Annotated in this window: 14 protein-coding genes; 9 read left to right on the top strand and 5 right to left on the bottom strand. The window is 65.9% G+C overall.

What is annotated here, in order from left to right; translation table 11 throughout:
• Nucleotides 1-2: 2 nt before the first annotated feature.
• Nucleotides 3-863, top strand: a complete 861-nt coding sequence (locus QTH91_RS20950; RefSeq protein WP_286662086.1) for a ChaN family lipoprotein — start codon at nucleotides 3-5, stop codon at nucleotides 861-863.
• A 43-nt stretch (nucleotides 864-906) separates the two neighbouring features.
• Here the strand turns inward: QTH91_RS20950 and aptA are convergent, their stop codons facing one another.
• On the bottom strand, nucleotides 907-2,241 hold the full coding sequence (aptA, locus tag QTH91_RS20945) for an omega-aminotransferase AptA (RefSeq protein WP_286662085.1): 1,335 nt from the start codon (nucleotides 2,239-2,241) through the stop codon (nucleotides 907-909).
• A gap of 123 nt (nucleotides 2,242-2,364) precedes the next feature.
• Between aptA and purU the strand changes: the two genes are divergently transcribed.
• From purU to QTH91_RS20915, 6 genes are all read left to right on the top strand, one after another.
• Nucleotides 2,365-3,213, top strand: coding sequence for a formyltetrahydrofolate deformylase (gene purU / locus QTH91_RS20940; protein WP_286662084.1), 849 nt, complete (start codon nucleotides 2,365-2,367; stop codon nucleotides 3,211-3,213).
• A gap of 75 nt (nucleotides 3,214-3,288) precedes the next feature.
• On the top strand, nucleotides 3,289-4,452 hold the full coding sequence (locus QTH91_RS20935) for a hypothetical protein (RefSeq protein ID WP_286662083.1): 1,164 nt from the start codon (nucleotides 3,289-3,291) through the stop codon (nucleotides 4,450-4,452).
• A 77-nt stretch (nucleotides 4,453-4,529) separates the two neighbouring features.
• Nucleotides 4,530-4,919 (top strand): NirD/YgiW/YdeI family stress tolerance protein, encoded by a 390-nt coding sequence (locus tag QTH91_RS20930; RefSeq protein ID WP_286662082.1) that lies wholly within the window; start codon nucleotides 4,530-4,532, stop codon nucleotides 4,917-4,919.
• 12 nt (nucleotides 4,920-4,931) lie between these two features.
• A complete protein-coding gene (locus QTH91_RS20925) occupies nucleotides 4,932-6,422 on the top strand; it encodes an FAD-linked oxidase C-terminal domain-containing protein (RefSeq protein ID WP_286662081.1) in 1,491 nt (496 codons plus the stop codon).
• 9 nt (nucleotides 6,423-6,431) lie between these two features.
• Entirely contained in the window at nucleotides 6,432-6,779 is a 348-nt protein-coding gene (locus QTH91_RS20920; RefSeq protein WP_286662080.1) for a CidA/LrgA family protein, read from the top strand.
• A gap of 16 nt (nucleotides 6,780-6,795) precedes the next feature.
• A complete protein-coding gene (locus QTH91_RS20915) occupies nucleotides 6,796-7,527 on the top strand; it encodes an LrgB family protein (RefSeq protein WP_286662079.1) in 732 nt (243 codons plus the stop codon).
• A 26-nt stretch (nucleotides 7,528-7,553) separates the two neighbouring features.
• Here the strand turns inward: QTH91_RS20915 and QTH91_RS20910 are convergent, their stop codons facing one another.
• The 4 genes from QTH91_RS20910 to QTH91_RS20895 all read right to left on the bottom strand — a co-directional run bounded on the left by QTH91_RS20910 (nucleotide 7,554) and on the right by QTH91_RS20895 (nucleotide 13,543).
• Nucleotides 7,554-7,877 (bottom strand): hypothetical protein, encoded by a 324-nt coding sequence (locus tag QTH91_RS20910; RefSeq protein WP_286662078.1) that lies wholly within the window; start codon nucleotides 7,875-7,877, stop codon nucleotides 7,554-7,556.
• Between the two features lie 127 nt (nucleotides 7,878-8,004).
• Nucleotides 8,005-8,481, bottom strand: a complete 477-nt coding sequence (locus QTH91_RS20905; RefSeq protein ID WP_286662077.1) for a YXWGXW repeat-containing protein — start codon at nucleotides 8,479-8,481, stop codon at nucleotides 8,005-8,007.
• Nucleotides 8,482-8,612: 131 nt separating this feature from the next.
• A complete protein-coding gene (locus tag QTH91_RS20900; RefSeq protein ID WP_286662076.1) occupies nucleotides 8,613-11,930 on the bottom strand; it encodes a carboxyl transferase domain-containing protein in 3,318 nt (1,105 codons plus the stop codon).
• Nucleotides 11,927-13,543 carry an AMP-binding protein gene (locus QTH91_RS20895; RefSeq protein ID WP_286662200.1) on the bottom strand — a complete coding sequence of 539 codons (1,617 nt, stop codon included), beginning with the start codon at nucleotides 13,541-13,543 and terminating at the stop codon, nucleotides 11,927-11,929. Before QTH91_RS20895 ends, QTH91_RS20900 begins: the two co-directional genes overlap by 4 nt.
• An 89-nt stretch (nucleotides 13,544-13,632) precedes the next feature.
• Here QTH91_RS20895 and QTH91_RS20890 point away from each other — a divergent pair, with 89 nt between their 5' ends.
• Nucleotides 13,633-14,364 (top strand): TetR/AcrR family transcriptional regulator, encoded by a 732-nt coding sequence (locus QTH91_RS20890; protein WP_286662075.1) that lies wholly within the window; start codon nucleotides 13,633-13,635, stop codon nucleotides 14,362-14,364.
• Between the two features lie 48 nt (nucleotides 14,365-14,412).
• Complete coding sequence (locus QTH91_RS20885) at nucleotides 14,413-15,684, top strand: branched-chain amino acid ABC transporter substrate-binding protein (protein ID WP_390368041.1); 1,272 nt, start codon at nucleotides 14,413-14,415, stop codon at nucleotides 15,682-15,684.
• The last annotated feature ends 75 nt before the right edge of the window (nucleotides 15,685-15,759 follow it).

Here is a 15,759-nt window from a genome sequence, read left to right as displayed (position 1 = left end):
GCATGAAAGCCGAAAGTAAGTGGCCGCTCATGAGCGGCCATTTCTTTGTCCTGGCCACGCTGCTCGGCTTGCTGCTGTCGGCTTGCAGCACGCTGGCCCCTGCCCCGAGGGACGGACCGGCGCCGCCAAGCGAAGACATCGACGGAGTGCTGGCCAGGATGAGCCAGGTCGACTTCCTCCTGCTGGGCGAGCAACACGACGCACCCGAGCACCACCGGATCGAGCGGGCGACCGTAGAGTCGCTGGCCAGCCAGGGTCGCCTGGCGGCGCTGGCCCTGGAGATGGTGGAGCAGGGCCAAGACACACGCGGCCTTCCGCGCGATGCCGAACAGTCACAGGTTCGAGACAGTTTGAACTGGAACGACCGCGCCTGGCCCTGGACCGCCTACGGCCCAGTCGTCATGGCCGCCGTCCAGGCCGGGATCCCCGTGCTCGGTGCGAACCTGCCGCGCGCTCGCATGAAAGACGCCATGGCGGATGTCTCGCTCGACGTCCAACTGGAGCCACAGGCCCTGCAAGCCCAGCAGCAAGCGGTGCGCGATGGTCACTGCGGCCTGCTTCCGGACAGCCAGATCCAGCCCATGACCCGCATCCAGATCGCGCGCGACCGTGCCATGGCACGCACGCTGATCGAGGCGCGCGTGCCCGGCAAGACCGTCGTGCTGGTGGCCGGTGCCGGCCACGTCCCGCGCGGCATCGGCGTGCCCCAGCATTTGCCGACCGACATGAAGGTGCAGGTGCTGCGCTTGGCGGCCGGCGATGCGCCACAAGTTTCGCCGCCTGCCATTTACGACGCCACCTGGACGACGCCCGCTCTGCCCGAACGGGACTACTGCGCCGAGCTCCGCAAGCCCGCCCGTTGATCGCCCCGCTGCCAAAGGGCGACGGCACGGGCTCGGGTAACGATCAGGCGTGGCGCTTGATCGAATCAGCCAGCGTGTTGACGAGCGTGTCGATGTGCGACTTCTCGACAATGTAGGGCGGCGCAATGACCAGCACGTCGCCCGCAGGACGAACCAGCGCGCCGCGATGGAAGCAGTCCAGGAAGATGTCGTACGCACGCTTGCCCGGCAATCCTGCGATCGGCGCCAGTTCGACCGCTGCGGCCAGCCCCAGGCTGCGCACGCCGATCACATTCGGCAGGCCCTTGAACGTGCTGTGGAAAGCGTCGCCCAGCACCTTGCCCATCTCGCCCGCGCGGGAGAACAGGCCTTCCTTCTGGAACAGATCGAGCGTCGCGATGGCCGCGGCGCAAGCCACCGGATGGCCGGAATAGGTGTAGCCATGAAAGAACTCCACCACGTGCTCGGGCGCGCTGGTGTTCATCATCGCGTCGTAGAGCTTGTCGCGGCAGATCACGCCGCCCAGCGGAATGACGCCGTTGGTCACGCACTTGGCGAAGTTCAACATGTCCGGCACCACGCCGAAGTAGTCGGCGCCGAAATTGGTGCCCAGGCGGCCGAAGCCGGTGATCACCTCGTCGAAGATCAGCAGGATGCCGTGCTTGTCGCAGATCTCGCGCAGCCGCTGCAGGTAGCCCTGTGGCGGCAGGTACCACCCGGCCGAGCCCGCCACCGGTTCCACGATGATGGCCGCCACGTTGCTGGGATCATGCAGGGGCAGGATGCGCTGCTCGAGTTCGGCCAGCGCGTCTTCCTTCCACTGGGGCAGCTCGTTGTGGATGTAGGCGTGATTGACCGGGTCGTGGATGAACCGCATGTGGTCCACCCTCGGCAGCAGCGCCGCGCCAAACGCCTTGCGATTGGCCGGAATGCCGCCCACGGACATGCCGCCAAAGCCGACGCCGTGATAGCCCTTTTCGCGGCCGATGAAGATGTTGCGGTGACCCTCGCCACGGGCGCGGTGGTAGGCCAGCGCCACCTTCAGCGACGTGTCTGCCGCCTCGCTGCCCGAGTTGCAGAACAGAACCTTGTTCAGATCGCCCGGCGCCATGGCCGCGATCATCTCCGCGGCCTTGAAGGCCTTGTCGTTGCTGACCTGGAAGGCCGTCGCGTAGTCCAGCGTGTCCAGTTGCTTCTTGATCGCCTCGTTGATCGGCTTGCGGTTGTGTCCCGCTCCCACACACCACAGCGATGAAATGCCGTCGATCACCTTCTTGCCATCGTGCGTGGTGAACTCCATGCCGTCGGCCGCCACGAAGACGCGCGGGTCTTTCTGGAAATGGCGGTTGGGCGTGAATGGCAACCATTGGTTGTCCATGTTGAAGTCGTTGTAAGCCATATGAGATCTCTCCTTGGTGTATCGACGCCGCGCAATGCGAGCCAGGCATTTTGGCATCCGGCAAGCCCGCGCGCCCGCCCCGATGGCACGGGATTCGCCGCCCTGCGACAATAGCGCCCCTCTATGAATCCCGCGTACATCCTTACCCTTTCCTGTCCCGACCGCACGGGCATCGTGCATGCTGTGTCAGGCTTCCTGCTTGAGCGCGGGGCCAACATCGAAGAGGCGGCGCAGTACAACGACCACGACACCGGCCTTTTCTTCATGCGCGTGCGCTTCGCCTGTGTCGACCACGACGAAGCCGCCCTGCGCCAGCAACTCGAAGCCTTCACGCAAGGGTTCGCGATGACTTGGCAACTGCACGCGGCAGCGCAGCCGATGAAGACCGTGCTGCTGGTCAGTCGCGATGGTCACTGCCTGAACGACCTGCTATTCCGTTGGAAGAGCGGCCTGCTGGCCATCGACATCCGCGCCATCATTTCGAACCACCGCGACTTCTATCAACTGGCCGCGAGCTACAACGTCCCGTTTCACCACATCCCGGTGACGGCGGCCACCAAGGCCCAGGCCGAGGCGCGGCAGATGGAGATCATCGAGGCCGAAGGTGCCCAACTGGTGGTGCTGGCGCGCTACATGCAGATCCTGAGCAACGACCTGTGCACCAAGCTCGCCGGTCGCGCCATCAACATCCACCACTCTTTCCTGCCCAGCTTCAAGGGCGCCAAGCCCTACTACCAGGCGCATGACCGCGGTGTGAAGCTGATCGGCGCCACCGCGCACTACGTGACGGCCGACCTCGACGAAGGGCCGATCATCGAGCAGGACGTGGCCCGCGCCGACCACACCGACACCGTGGAAGACCTCACCGCCCGAGGTCGAGACACCGAGAGCCAGGTGCTCGCCCGCGCCGTGAAGTGGCACTCGGAACACCGCGTGCTGCTCAACGGGCACAAGACTGTCGTGTTTCGCTGACGGCCGGCTGCGGCCTGCTTGGTGGGCGGCCGCAGCTTGGTTACATTTTCTCGCATTTTTAAGAATGGAGAAGGTGTGAAGCGTTGGCATCTTTGGCTCGCGACGGCGTTGCTTGCCCTGCTCACCGGGTGCGCGTCAGGGCCCCGCTACTCAGACGTCTATCAAAACATTCCGCCGCCAGCCGAGGATCAGGGGCGCATCCTGTTCTATCGAAGTTCGGTTTTAGGCGCTGCAGTCCAGCCCGACCTGCGACTCGATGGGAACGTCGTCGGCAGCTTTTCACCGCGCGGCTTCTTCTATGTAGACCGTCCGTTGGGGCGCTACACAGCGCAGGCCCGCACCGAGGTGGAGGCAAGGCTCGACATCGACGTGATCCCGCAACGTACCAGCTACGTCGAGATGTCCATTGGCATCGGCTTTCTCGTTGGGCAGCCACGCCTGAAACTACGTACACCCGTCGAAGCCCTTCCTGAGCTGAACGATCTGGCGTATATCGGCAAGCAGGCACCGGTCTCGGCACCAATCTCGCCAGCTGCCTCGCCACCGGTCATGGCAGCCAGCACAAGTGCTCCTGTGTCGACTGCACAAGCAACCGTAACTTCGGCACCCGACCGAGTGCCAAATTCGGGCACCGCAGATGCAGTCCCAAGTCAAACGGCTGCGCCGGCGTCCAACTTCCCGACCGGCATTCCTCACGTCATCGAATACCGCCTCGACGACCGTATGGGCGGACCGCCCCGAAACGTCAGCTTCCGTTTTCTGGAACAGGTCGATGGACGAGTCAGCTTCAACAACGGCACTTGGATCGAGTCGCCCGACGGTGCCGTGATCGAAAGCAACTCTCAGATCGCCGGAGATTTCGACTCTGCGATGCCGCCTGGTGGCTGGGTGCCCAAAGCGAATGACCTGACCCCTGGCGCCAGTTGGTTGTCACGCTATTCGAGGAAGTCCGGAGGCGGTCGGACAGACATGGACGTGACGGCCGTTGTTGGCGGCAAAGAGACGCTGGTGATCGCAGGTCGCGCCCTGCCGGCTGTGCGCGTGGACTACCGCGGCTACACCACCCGCATCGGCAACAGCGTCGCGTCATCGCAGAACCAGACGGGCAAGTACGAGGCCACGGCTTGGTATTCGCCGGAACTGCGCCGCGTGGTTCGCTTTGCCGCCAAGACCCGAGGCGGCATTGGCGGCGGCACTTTCGTGGTTGACGAGGAATTGAACCTTGTGTCGATGCGCTGACGGCCTTGTACAATAGCCCCTCCAGCATCAGGGGCAAACGAGCCCCGGTGCACACAACAACATTCAGGAGGATTTTCATGAGCATCCAGTTCGTTTCGCGTACGGCGCCCGCCGCTTTCATTCTTTCCGCCGTGCTCAGCAGTGCCCTGTTGATGGCTACGCCCGCACTGGCGCAATACGCTGGTCCGAGCGGCGTGGCTGCCTCCACGGTATCCAGTCTGCTCAAGAGCGGCACCGACGATCAGCCCGTCATCCTGCGCGGTCGAATCACCAAGCGGCTGACAGACGACAAGTACGAATTCACCGACAGGACTGGAAGCATCCGCGTCGACATCGACAGCGACCGCTTCCCACCCGAGGTGATTGACGATAAAACGCTGGTAGAGATCCACGGGGAATTCGAGAAGGACTTCATGCAATCCCCGGAAATCGAAGTCAAATTGCTACGCCGCGTCAGCGGCTCCTGACCTACTTTCCCCTTGACCGCCTCGGACCTCGCCAACCCACCCCCCCCTGTCGGCCAAGCCGAGGTCGTACGCGCGTTGCAGGCCGTGCTGCCTGCACACGCACTGCTGTGGCAGTCCGAGGACACCACCCCCTATGAATGCGACGGCCTGACGGCCTACCGCGCGCGGCCGCTGGCCGTGGCCCTGCCGGAAAGCGAGGCGCAGGTGGCCGCCGTGCTCAAGGCCTGCCATGGCCTGGGCGTGCCGGTGGTGGCGCGCGGCGCGGGCACCGGCCTGTCGGGTGGCGCAATGCCGCACACCCAAGGGGTGACGCTCTCGCTCGCCAAGTTCAACAACATCGTCAAAGTCGACCCGGTCAGCCGCACCGCGGTCGTCCAATGCGGCGTGCGCAACCTCGCCATCAGCGAAGCCGCGGCGCCCTTCGGCCTCTACTACGCGCCCGATCCTTCGAGCCAGATCGCCTGCACCATCGGCGGCAACGTGGCCGAGAACTCGGGCGGCGTGCATTGCCTCAAGTACGGACTGACGCTTCACAACGTGCTGCGGGTACGTGGCTTCACGGCTCAAGGCGAGCCCGTCGAGTTCGGCTCCGAGGCGCTCGATGTGCCGGGGCTCGACCTGCTGCCGCTGATCGTCGGCAGCGAGGGCATGCTGGCGATCACCCTCGAAGTGACGGTCAAGCTGGTGCCCAAGCCGCAACTGGCGCGCTGCATCATGGCCAGCTTCGACGACGTTCGCAAAGCCGGTGACGCAGTGGCCGCGGTCATTGCGGCCGGCATCATCCCCGCCGGCCTCGAAATGATGGACAAGCCCATGACCGCGGCGGTCGAGGACTTCGTCCACGCCGGCTACGACCTCGAAGCTGCCGCCATCCTGCTCTGCGAATCCGACGGGACGCCGGAAGAAGTGGAAGAAGAAATCGGCCGGATGATCGACGTGCTGCGCGCCTGTGGCGCCACGGCGATTGCCGTCAGCCAGGACGAAGCCGAGCGCTTGCGCTTCTGGAGCGGCCGCAAGAACGCTTTTCCGGCATCGGGACGCATCAGCCCCGACTACATGTGCCTGGACTCCACCATCCCGCGCAAGCGGCTGGCCGACATCCTCCTCGCCATCCAGGAGATGGAAAGCAAGTACGCGCTGCGCTGCTGCAACGTCTTCCATGCCGGCGACGGCAACTTGCATCCGCTGGTGCTGTTCGACGCCAACGACCCGGACGAGCTGCATCGCTGCGAGCTGTTCGGCGCCGACATCCTCGAGACCAGCGTGGCGATGGGCGGCACCGTCTCGGGCGAACATGGCGTGGGCGTGGAAAAGCTCAACAGCATGTGCGTGCAGTTCACGGCCGAGGAACGTGCGCAGATGGAGGGGGTCAAGCGCGCCTTCGATCCCTCGGGCCTGCTCAATCCGGGCAAGGTCATTCCCACGCTTCAACGCTGCGCGGAATACGGCAAGCAAGTGATGCGCGGCGGACTGTTGCCGCACCCCGACCTTCCGCGCTTCTAGCGGCCCACGATGCAAGGTCTGCGCGGACTGGCCTGGCTGCTGGCTTTCCAAAGCATCGGCGAGGTGCTTTCGCGCGGCCTGTCGCTGCCCTTGCCAGGACCGGTGCTTGGCCTGGTCTTGCTGCTCGCCGGCCTGCGCTTTCCGCTGGTGCGCGAGCCGGTCGGCGCCTGTGCCGACTTCCTGCTCGCGCATCTGTCGCTGCTGTTCATCCCGGTGGGCGTCGGCGTGATGACGCACCTGACGCTGCTGGCCCAGTACGGCGGCCGCATGCTCTTCGTGATCGTGTTGTCGACCTGGATCGGGTTGGCCGTCACGGCGGCCGTGCTCTGGTGGCCGCGCCCCAAGCCGCGCGACTGAACTACGGATTCACCCAATGCCCCGCTTCGTCGAACTCTGGATCTACCTGTCGGCCCAGCCGCTGTTCGGCTTGACCGCGACGCTGGTGGTCTATCTGCTGGCGCAGGCGCTGTCGGCTCGGGTGGGCGGTGCGCCCTGGGCCAACCCGGTCCTGTGGTCGGTGGTGGTGCTGGCGAGCGCGCTGCTGGCGACGGGCGTTGACTACGGGATCTATTTCGCAGGTGCGCAGTTCATTCACTTCCTGCTGGGGCCTGCGGTGGTGGCGCTGGCGTGGCCACTTTGGCAGCGCCGTGCGGAACTGCGCGAGCGCTTTGGGCGCATCTTCCTGGCCGCCTTGCTTGGCGGCGCTGCGGCGGCGGGTTCGGCATTGCTGCTCGGCTGGGCGGTGGGGCTGCCACATGACGTGGTGCTGTCGCTGGCACCCAAGTCGGTCACTGCTCCGGTCGCGATGGGCATCTCGGAAAAGATCGGTGGCATCCCGGCACTGTCCGCAGTGTTCGCAGTGCTCACCGGCATGACCGGCGCGCTTTCAGGAAAGTATCTCTTCGACCTGATGCGCGTCGCCACCGACCCGCAAGGCTTTGCGGCGCGCGGCTTTGCGCTCGGTACCGCATCTCACGGCATCGGCGCCGCGCGCGCCCTTCAGGTGGATGCGCAAGCCGGCGCTTATGCGGGGCTTGCGCTGGGACTCCAGGTGGTCTTGGCGGCCCTGCTCATGCCGTTGGCATTCCGGCTGTTGGGCTTCTGAGGCTTTCGCCCTGTCACGCGTCCGCTTCAATAGCGGTAGGGATTGCCGGGGCGACGGTCATGACGATTCGGCACACCGTCGCCATCGCGATCCCAGCGGCGCGCGTTGTACTGGCGGTGATAGTGACCGCGGTCGCGGTAGTAGTACGCCGGCGGCGGGCCGTACACCGGTCGCGGCGCAACCACCATCGGGCGCGGCACGAAGACCGGGGGCGGTGGCACGACGGCCACGGGCGGCAGGGGAACGCCGATGTTGATCGAGCCATAGACCTGGGCATTGGCGCTTGCAGCGCCGAGTGCGGCGGCAGCGACGAGTCCGGCAGCAAGGACGATGCGGGCAGTGCGGATCATGAGGACTCCTTGGTAGTTCTGAGGCAACGCATGCGTTGGCATGGCGTCATCGTGCAGGGCTTGTGTAAAGGACTTGTCAAGGGCGGGCGAAGATCTTGTTCGAAGTTGCTTCAACCGCCCTCACGCCTCAACGGCGATGCGGATCGTCCGGTCGACGGTCGTAGGCATTGGCGACGCCGTCACGATCGCGGTCGTAGCGCACGCTGTCCGGTCGGTCGGGATGGCGGTCGTAGCGGTTGGGCTTTCCGTCACCGTCACGGTCGCGGTCGTGGCGGTTCGCCACGCCGTCGCCATCACGATCCCAGCGCGACTGCTGGTAGTACCAGCGGCCATTGCGTTGTTCCCAGCGCGGTGCATGGTAGGCATAGCCCGGACGCGCATTCATCCAGTGCCCCTTGTTCCACACATAGCGGCCATGCTTGTATTCGTAGTGACCGGGCTCCCAGACATGGCCCGGACGCGGCGCCGGCACGCGTTCATAGATCGGTGCGGGCGGGCCGAACTGGACCGAGACCGCGACATCGGCCAAGGCTGCAGTGGGAATGGCCAGCGCACCCAATGACAGCATGGTGGCGGCTCCGGTAGCGATGATCAGCTTCTTCATGTTGGACTCCTTGTTCAATCACTTGGAGCCTTCATGCTGCCGCGCTCAAGTCAACCGCGTGTAATCCGCAAGCGAAGTCTTGTGTAGAGGTGTTGCGCCCGTCTGCGTGAGTAGCACGTGTTTGCAGGACATCACCAGGTATCGACGTAGGCCTGCGCCGGCTCATGCATATCGGCGGCCGAAGCCAGCCCGCGCACGAGCCACTCGCGGGTGTGTGCAGGATCGATCACCGCATCGATCTCCAGGGTCTGCGCCATGTGCATGGCCTCGCCATTCGCATACTGCTGGGCCACCAGTTTCCTGAAGAGCGCGTCGCGCTCGGCACCTTCTGCCGCCGCCTCCAGTTCCTTGCGAAAGCCCAGGCGCACGGCGCCTTCGAGACCCATGGCGCCGAATTCCCCGGTCGGCCAGGACACCGTGAACACCGGCGCATCGAAGCCTCCCGCGGTCATGGCCTGCGCGCCCAGCCCGTATCCCTTGCGCAAGACCACCGCGAAGTACGGCACACGCAGGTGCGAGGCCACCATGAACATGCGGCACACATGGCGAACCTGGGCCTGGGCCTCGATGTCGGGCCCCACCATGAATCCCGGCGTGTCGCACAGCGCCACCAGCGCCAGGCCGTGCGCGTTGCACAACTGCATGAAGCGGGCGGCCTTGTCGGCAGCCTCGACGTCGATGGCGCCGCCCAGGTGATGCGGGTTGTTGGCCAGCACACCCACGGGCTTGCCTTCGATGCGCGCCAGCGCGGTGATCATGCCGGCGCCGAAGCCGCTGCGCAGTTCGAGCAGCGACCCGTTGTCGACCAGCCCGCGAATGGCCGCACGAACGTCGTACACGCGCAAGCGGTTCTCGGGCACGACGTGGCGGAGCTCGCGCTGGTCAGGGCATTGCCAGTCGGCCAGCGTCCCCTGGAAATACGACAGGTACTGGCGGGCCACCGCCACGGCCTGCACCTCGTCCTTGACGAGCACATCGATCACGCCGTTCTTGGTCTGCACGCTGCTCGGGCCGATCTGCTCCGGCGCGAAGGTGCCGAGGCCGCCGCCTTCGATCATGGCAGGGCCGCTCATGCCGATGTTGCTGCCTTCGGTGGCGATGATGACGTCGGCGCACCCCAGCAGCGCCGCGTTGCCAGCGAAGCAGCGGCCATGCGCGATGCCGACCACCGGCACCTTGCCCGACAGCGCGGCGAACTGGCTGAAGGTGTGATTGTTCAGACCCGCCACGATCGGCATGTCTGTGTCGCCGGGCCGTCCGCCGCCGCCTTCGGCGAAGAGCACGACCGGCAGCTTGAGCTGGTGGGCCACGCGCAGCATGCGATCGGTCTTCTGGTGATTGCGCATGCCCTGCGTGCCGGCCAGCACCGTGTAGTCGTAGGCCATGACGACGCAGCGAGACCGCTCGGGGCCGAACTGCCTTGCGTTCACGCTGCCTACTCCGGTGACCATGCCATCGGCCGGCGTGTTGGCGATGAGGTCTTCGAGCGAACGCCGGCGAGTCTGGGCGGCGACGGCCAGCGCGCCGTACTCGCTGAAGGCGTTCGGATCTTCCCCCAGCTCGCACAGGTCCGCGATGTTGGCGCGTGCGGTGCGGCCGCCCTGTGCATGGCGCTTGGCCACCGCCGCAGGGCGATTTGCATCGAGCGTGAATGCGTGACGATCGACCACCCGCTGCAGGTCGGCGCGGATGGCATCGGGATCGTGCATTTGCGCCGCCTGCGCCTGCACACCTGCGGCGTCCACGGGCTCCAGCCGCACCAGCGACTGCCCTTCGACCAGGTAGTCGCCAGGCTGCGCGAGCAGCGCCAGCACCCGGCCGGCAAAGGGCACGTGCAGCAGGTGCTCCATCTTCATGGCTTCGAGCACGCCGACCTGCGCGCCGGCCGGCAGCACGTCGCCGACTTCCACTTCGAACTGCACGAGCCGGGCAGCCATGGGCGCACGCAATGTCGGCGTGCCGTCGTCGTCCTGCGCTTCGGCTGCGCCGCCAGATGCTGACGCAGCCGGCCCCTGGCGCAGCGCAGCGCCGTCGGCAAGCGCGAGCCGTTGCGCCGCCGCCAGAAGATCGGCCAGGTGCGATTCGACAAAGCGGGTGTGCAGCGCTTGACGCGTGAACTCGGGACGCTCGCCAATGGCCCGCAGCAATGACAGGTTGGTGGGCACACCTTCGATGCGCACTTCTTCCAGGGCACGCGCGGATCGGCGCAGTGCGTCCGCGAAATCGGGCGAGGCGCTGTGGACGATGAGCTTGGCCAGCAGCGTGTCGTAATGCGGCGAAGGCGATAGGCCCAGGTAGCCATGCGTGTCGACGCGCACGCCTGGCCCCGATGGCATGTCGAAACGCGACAGCGTGCCGCTGGCCGGCAGCGCCAGCCCGTTGGCGTCCAGCGTTTCGGCGTTGATGCGCCACTGGATGGCAAAGCCGCGCTGCGGCGCCGTGTGTTGAGCGTCGACCCCCAACTGCGCCAACTTGCGCCCTGCCGCCACGCCGATCTGAAGCTGCACAAGGTCCAGACCAGTGACAGCCTCGGTGACGGTGTGCTCGACCTGCAGCCTCGGGTTGGCTTCGATGAAGACGAACGGCAGCGTTTGCGAGCCTTCGTCCACCAGGAACTCGAAGGTTCCCAACCCGCGATAGCCCACGTTCTGCGCCATGCGCAGCGCGGCCTGCGTAATGCGCTCGCGCAGCTCCGCGCCGAGCGTCGGGCTGGGCGCAATCTCGATCAGCTTCTGAAAGCGGCGTTGCACCGTGCATTCGCGTTCGCCCAGGCTCGCCACCTGATCGCCATCGCCCAGCACCTGGATCTCGATGTGCCTGGCGTTGAGCATCAGGCGCTCGACATACACACCTTCCACACCGAAGGCCGCCTTCGCCTCGGAGGTGCAGCGGGCATGCGCCGCGGCGAGGTCTTCGGCACGCAACACCGCGCGCATGCCTCGCCCGCCCCCGCCGCCGATCGCCTTGACCATGACGCCGGCCTGAGCGCCGTCCGCCTGCTGCCGTTCGAAGAAGGCTTGCGCCTGCGCCAGGTCCACCGCGCCGTCGCTGCCCGGCATGACGGGCACGTCGCACTGCAGAGCCAGGGCGCGGGCGCGGGCCTTATCGCCGAACAAGGCCAGTTGCTCGGGCGAGGGCCCGATGAAGACCAGCCCCGCATCCGCGCAGGCCTGGGCGAAGTCGGCCCGTTCGCTCAGGAAGCCATAGCCCGGATGCACCGCGTCGCAGCCGTGTCGGCGTGCGATGTCGATCCATAGTGCGATGTCGAGGTAGGCGGATGGGCCGGTGCGCTGCAGGTCCACTGCGGCGTCGGCCAACTGAACGTGCAGGGCGTGTGCATCGTCGCGCGCATGGCCGACCACGCTGGCGATGCCAAGGTCGCGCGCCGCGCGCACCAGGCGCACGGCGATCTCGCCGCGATTGGCAATGAGAATGCGCTTGAAGCTCATGCCGCGTCCTTGAGCAGGCGGCGCAGCACCTTGCCCGCGCCGGTGGTGGGCAATGCGTCGATGAAGCGCACCGAGCGGGGTGCCTTGTAGGGCGCCATGTTCTCGCGCGACCAGGCGATGAGCCCGGCCTCGTCCACCTCGGCACCAACCTTGCGCACGATGAATGCCTTGACCACCTCGCCCTTGTCCGCGTCGGGCTGCGCGATGACCGCCGCCTGCGCCACGGCGGGATGCTTGATGAGGATGGTCTCGACCTCTTCGGGGAACACGCTGTAGCCCGAGACCTTGATCATTTCCTTGAAGCGCCCGATGAAGGTCAGGTAGCCATCCGCATCCAGCTTGCCCATGTCGCCGGTATGCACCCAGCCGTCCCGCAAGGTGGCCGACGTGGCTTCGGGCTTGTTCCAGTAGCCCTTGAAGGTGCCGGGACTGGTAAGAATGATCTCGCCGATCTCGCCCGTGGGCATGTCTTGCAGCGTATCCGGATCGATGATGCGGATGGCGACGCCCGGCGCCGCCACGCCCTGAGTGCCCCAGCGCGGCGCATGCTGCGGTGTGTAGGTGTCGCAGGTATGGGTCTCGGACAGGCCGTAGGCGGCCTCGAACGAGGCGCAGTTGGCCGCAACGCCCTGCCACTGCCTGGCCAGCGGCTCGGTGAACGCAATGCCGAAGCTCGTGACCGGGTTGCGCTTCAGGCTCGACAGGTCGAAGTCGCGCAGGTCCGGCAACTGCATCACGGCCACGTTCATCGGCGCGATGCTGTACCACCATGTGACCCGGTGACGATCGATGGCCTGAGGCACCGCGTGCGCATCGAATCGATGCAACAGGATGCTGGTAGCGCCCGTGAGCACAGGCACGTTGACGCCCATCAGCATGCCAGCGATGTGATAGAGCGGTGCGATGGACAGCAGCACGTCGTCGGGCGTGACGCCATTGCAATCCGCCGCCGCCCGGGTCTTGAACAGCGCGTTGCCGTAGCTGAGCATGGCGCCTTTGGGCAGCCCGGTGGTGCCGGAGGTGTAGGTCATCAGCGCCACGTCGTCCATGTCGATGGCCACGGGCGAAGGCCTGGCGCCGCTGCGCATGACCTGCAGGAAGTCTTCGCAGTCCGGCGCCACGGCGCGCGGCGCCTGTCTCGCGGCTTGCAACTCGGGCGGCAGATCGATCACCGGCTCCTGCGGCAGCAGGTCCGCGTAGTGAACGGCGAAGACGTGCTTGAGCGAATCGACCTGCGCCTGCACCTTGCGCACCACCGGCAGCAGGTCGTTCGCCGCGACGATGGCGCGTGCGCGCAGGTCACCCACCTGGTAGGCCAGCTCATGCTCCTTGTTGAGCGGACCGCTGGGGCACACGATGGCCCCGACCTTCTGGATGCCGAAGTGCGCCACGAGGTATTGCGGGCAGTTGTTGAGAAAGAGCACCACCGGGTCGCCCTTGCCGATGCCGATGGCCTGGAGCCGCGCGGCGAACGCATCGCTTGCGGCGTCGAGCTCGCCGAAGCTCATCGCAGCGCCATACCAGATGCATGCGGGATGCTCGCCGCGTTCGCGCGCGTGCGTTCGAAGGTACTCGTGCAAAGGCTGCAGCGGGCGATCGGGCAGTGTTGTCACCATGGCGTCAATGTCTCAGGGTTATCGATAGCGCCGCGCTCGACGCCTTGCCTTGTCATCGAATGGATGTTGCAACAACAATCCTACCCATGGGTATAACTTCGGCGACACCGCAAAAACCCGCTCGCCGCAAGCGCGCTCCGAAACCGACCGGCAAGACGCCGCAGGCCGCAGGAACAGCGCCGCACATGCCGCCGGGCACGGGCCGCCAGCGCGTTGCCAACCAGAGTACCGACTTGCAACGCGAGCGGATCCTGCGCGCGGCAGCGCAACTGTTCGCCGACCAGGGCTATGCGAACACCACGATGGCCCAGATCGTGCGGGCGCTCGGGGCGACCAAGCCCTTCGTCTACTACTACTTCACAGACAAGCAGGAGATCTTCGAGACGCTGTCGTGGCGGCCCGCCGTCGAATGCCTGACGGCCATGGACTTCGCACCCGACGATGCGCGCTCGGCCTGCGAGAAGGTGCTGGAAGGCCTGCGCAGGCTCATCCACGCCACCATCGTCAATCAGCCTTGCGCCTTCTTCCCCTACCGCGAGCCGCAGGTGTATCGAGACGAGTACCGCGAAGCACAGCGCAAGCTGGCGCGGCATTTCTACAACCAGCTCTGCCCTCTGCTGGAGCGAGCGCGCAGCGACGGCGACCTCGATTTCGACGACGCCTCGATCACCGCCCTGGCCGCCTGCAGCCTCCCCGGCTTTCTCTACACCTGGTATCGAACCGACGGGCGCTATTCGCAGGACGAACTGACCGACAAGCTGTGCGTCCTTGCCTATCGCGTCATCGGCCTGCGCGAACGAAACATGCCTGCTCGCTGACTTTCCGCGCCGCCCTGGCGGCGGCATCCACAACCCACCGGAGACAACATGCCGAACATTCGACACCCGCGCTTTGCGCTGCGCGCAGCAGCCTTGGCAGCCATGCTGGCCGCGCCCCTGGCGCATGCCTCCGACACGTACAAGATCGCCTACATCGATCCGTTGTCCGGCCCGTTCGCCAACGTGGGCGAACTCATGCTGCTGCATGTGCGCTATGCGGTCGACGACATCAACGCGCATGGCGGGTTGCCCGGCGGCCAGAAGATGGAGGTACTCCAGTTCGACAGCAAGCTTTCGGCTCAGGAAAGCCAGAGCGCCCTGCAGGCGGCCATCGACCAGGGCGCGCGGGCCATCGTCACCGGCGGCTCGGGCTCTTCGGTGGTGGCGGCGCTGGTGCAGTCGGTCTCGCGCTGGAACCAGCGCAACCCGGGCAAGGAACTGCTGGTGCTCAACCATTCCTCCATCGACCCGGACATGACGGGCAAGAACTGCAGCTTCTGGCATTTCCAGACCGAAGCCAACACGGCGATGAAGATGAAGGCCATCGCCAACTACATCAAGAAGACGCCGCAGGTCCAGAAGGTCTATCTGCTCAACCAGGACTATGCGCACGGCCGGCAATGGGCCTCGTACGGTCGGCAACTGGTGGGCCTGGCACGCCCGGACGTCCAGTTCGTCGGCGAGACCCTGCACCCCATCGGACGCGTCAAGGACTTCGCGCCTTACGTGGCCAACATCCGTCAGTCGGGTGCCGATTCGGTCATCACCGGCAACTGGGGCCAGGACATGACCCTGCTGCTCAAGGCAGCAGGCGATGCGGGCTACGACTTGCGCTACTTCAACCACAGCGCCGGCGCCATACCGGGGACGGTGCTGGCCGTATCGCAATCGAAGGTGGGCCAGCTCACCTGGGTGGCGGAATGGCATCCGGGCGAAGAGGGCGTGCCCAAGGCCGAGGCATTGGCCCAGGCCTACAAGGCGCGCACCGGCAAGGACTTCCTGGCGCCGCGCATCGATATGACGCCCCGCCTGCTGGCCGCCGCCATCGCCAAGGCCAAGAGCACCGACACGGTGAAAGTGGCGTATGCGCTGGAGAACCTCCAATACGACTCCGTGGTCGGCCCTGTGACCATGCGCGGCGAAGACCATCAGTTGCTGCTGCCGCAAGTCGTCAACACCATCGCGCCCGTCGACGGCAAGACCGTGAAGGTCGGCTGGGAAGGTACGAACTACGGCTTTCGCACCGATGCCGTCTACACAGGCAACGAGCTGGCCCAGGGCACGCAGTGCAAGATGGAGCGGCCAGGCAACGCGTCCTGAGGAGGCGCTCTCCTCCATATCGAGGAGAGCCGCCAAAAGTGTCTCGAAAAGCGGGCCTGCAAGCGCTACACTCGC

This window comes from Variovorax dokdonensis, assembly GCF_030316895.1.
Taxonomy (GTDB): domain Bacteria; phylum Pseudomonadota; class Gammaproteobacteria; order Burkholderiales; family Burkholderiaceae_C; genus Variovorax; species Variovorax dokdonensis.
The sequence above is the reverse complement of the archived record's forward strand: the minus strand, read 5'-3'. Positions and strand labels throughout refer to the sequence as shown.

Bases quoted from the DNA above. Each gene is read 5' to 3' on its own strand.
- QTH91_RS20950 (WP_286662086.1), top strand. From the start codon at position 3: ATGAAAGCCGAAAGTAAGTGGCCGCTCATGAGCGGCCATTTCTTTGTC.
- QTH91_RS20910 (WP_286662078.1), bottom strand. From the start codon at position 7,877: ATGATCCGCACTGCCCGCATCGTCCTTGCTGCCGGACTCGTCGCTGCC.
- QTH91_RS20890 (WP_286662075.1), top strand. From the start codon at position 13,633: ATGGGTATAACTTCGGCGACACCGCAAAAACCCGCTCGCCGCAAGCGC.
- QTH91_RS20920 (WP_286662080.1), top strand. From the start codon at position 6,432: ATGCAAGGTCTGCGCGGACTGGCCTGGCTGCTGGCTTTCCAAAGCATC.
- QTH91_RS20915 (WP_286662079.1), top strand. From the start codon at position 6,796: ATGCCCCGCTTCGTCGAACTCTGGATCTACCTGTCGGCCCAGCCGCTG.
- QTH91_RS20930 (WP_286662082.1), top strand. From the start codon at position 4,530: ATGAGCATCCAGTTCGTTTCGCGTACGGCGCCCGCCGCTTTCATTCTT.
- purU (WP_286662084.1), top strand. From the start codon at position 2,365: ATGAATCCCGCGTACATCCTTACCCTTTCCTGTCCCGACCGCACGGGC.
- aptA (WP_286662085.1), bottom strand. From the start codon at position 2,241: ATGGCTTACAACGACTTCAACATGGACAACCAATGGTTGCCATTCACG.
- QTH91_RS20905 (WP_286662077.1), bottom strand. From the start codon at position 8,481: ATGAAGAAGCTGATCATCGCTACCGGAGCCGCCACCATGCTGTCATTG.
- QTH91_RS20900 (WP_286662076.1), bottom strand. From the start codon at position 11,930: ATGAGCTTCAAGCGCATTCTCATTGCCAATCGCGGCGAGATCGCCGTG.
- QTH91_RS20885 (WP_390368041.1), top strand. From the start codon at position 14,413: ATGCCGAACATTCGACACCCGCGCTTTGCGCTGCGCGCAGCAGCCTTG.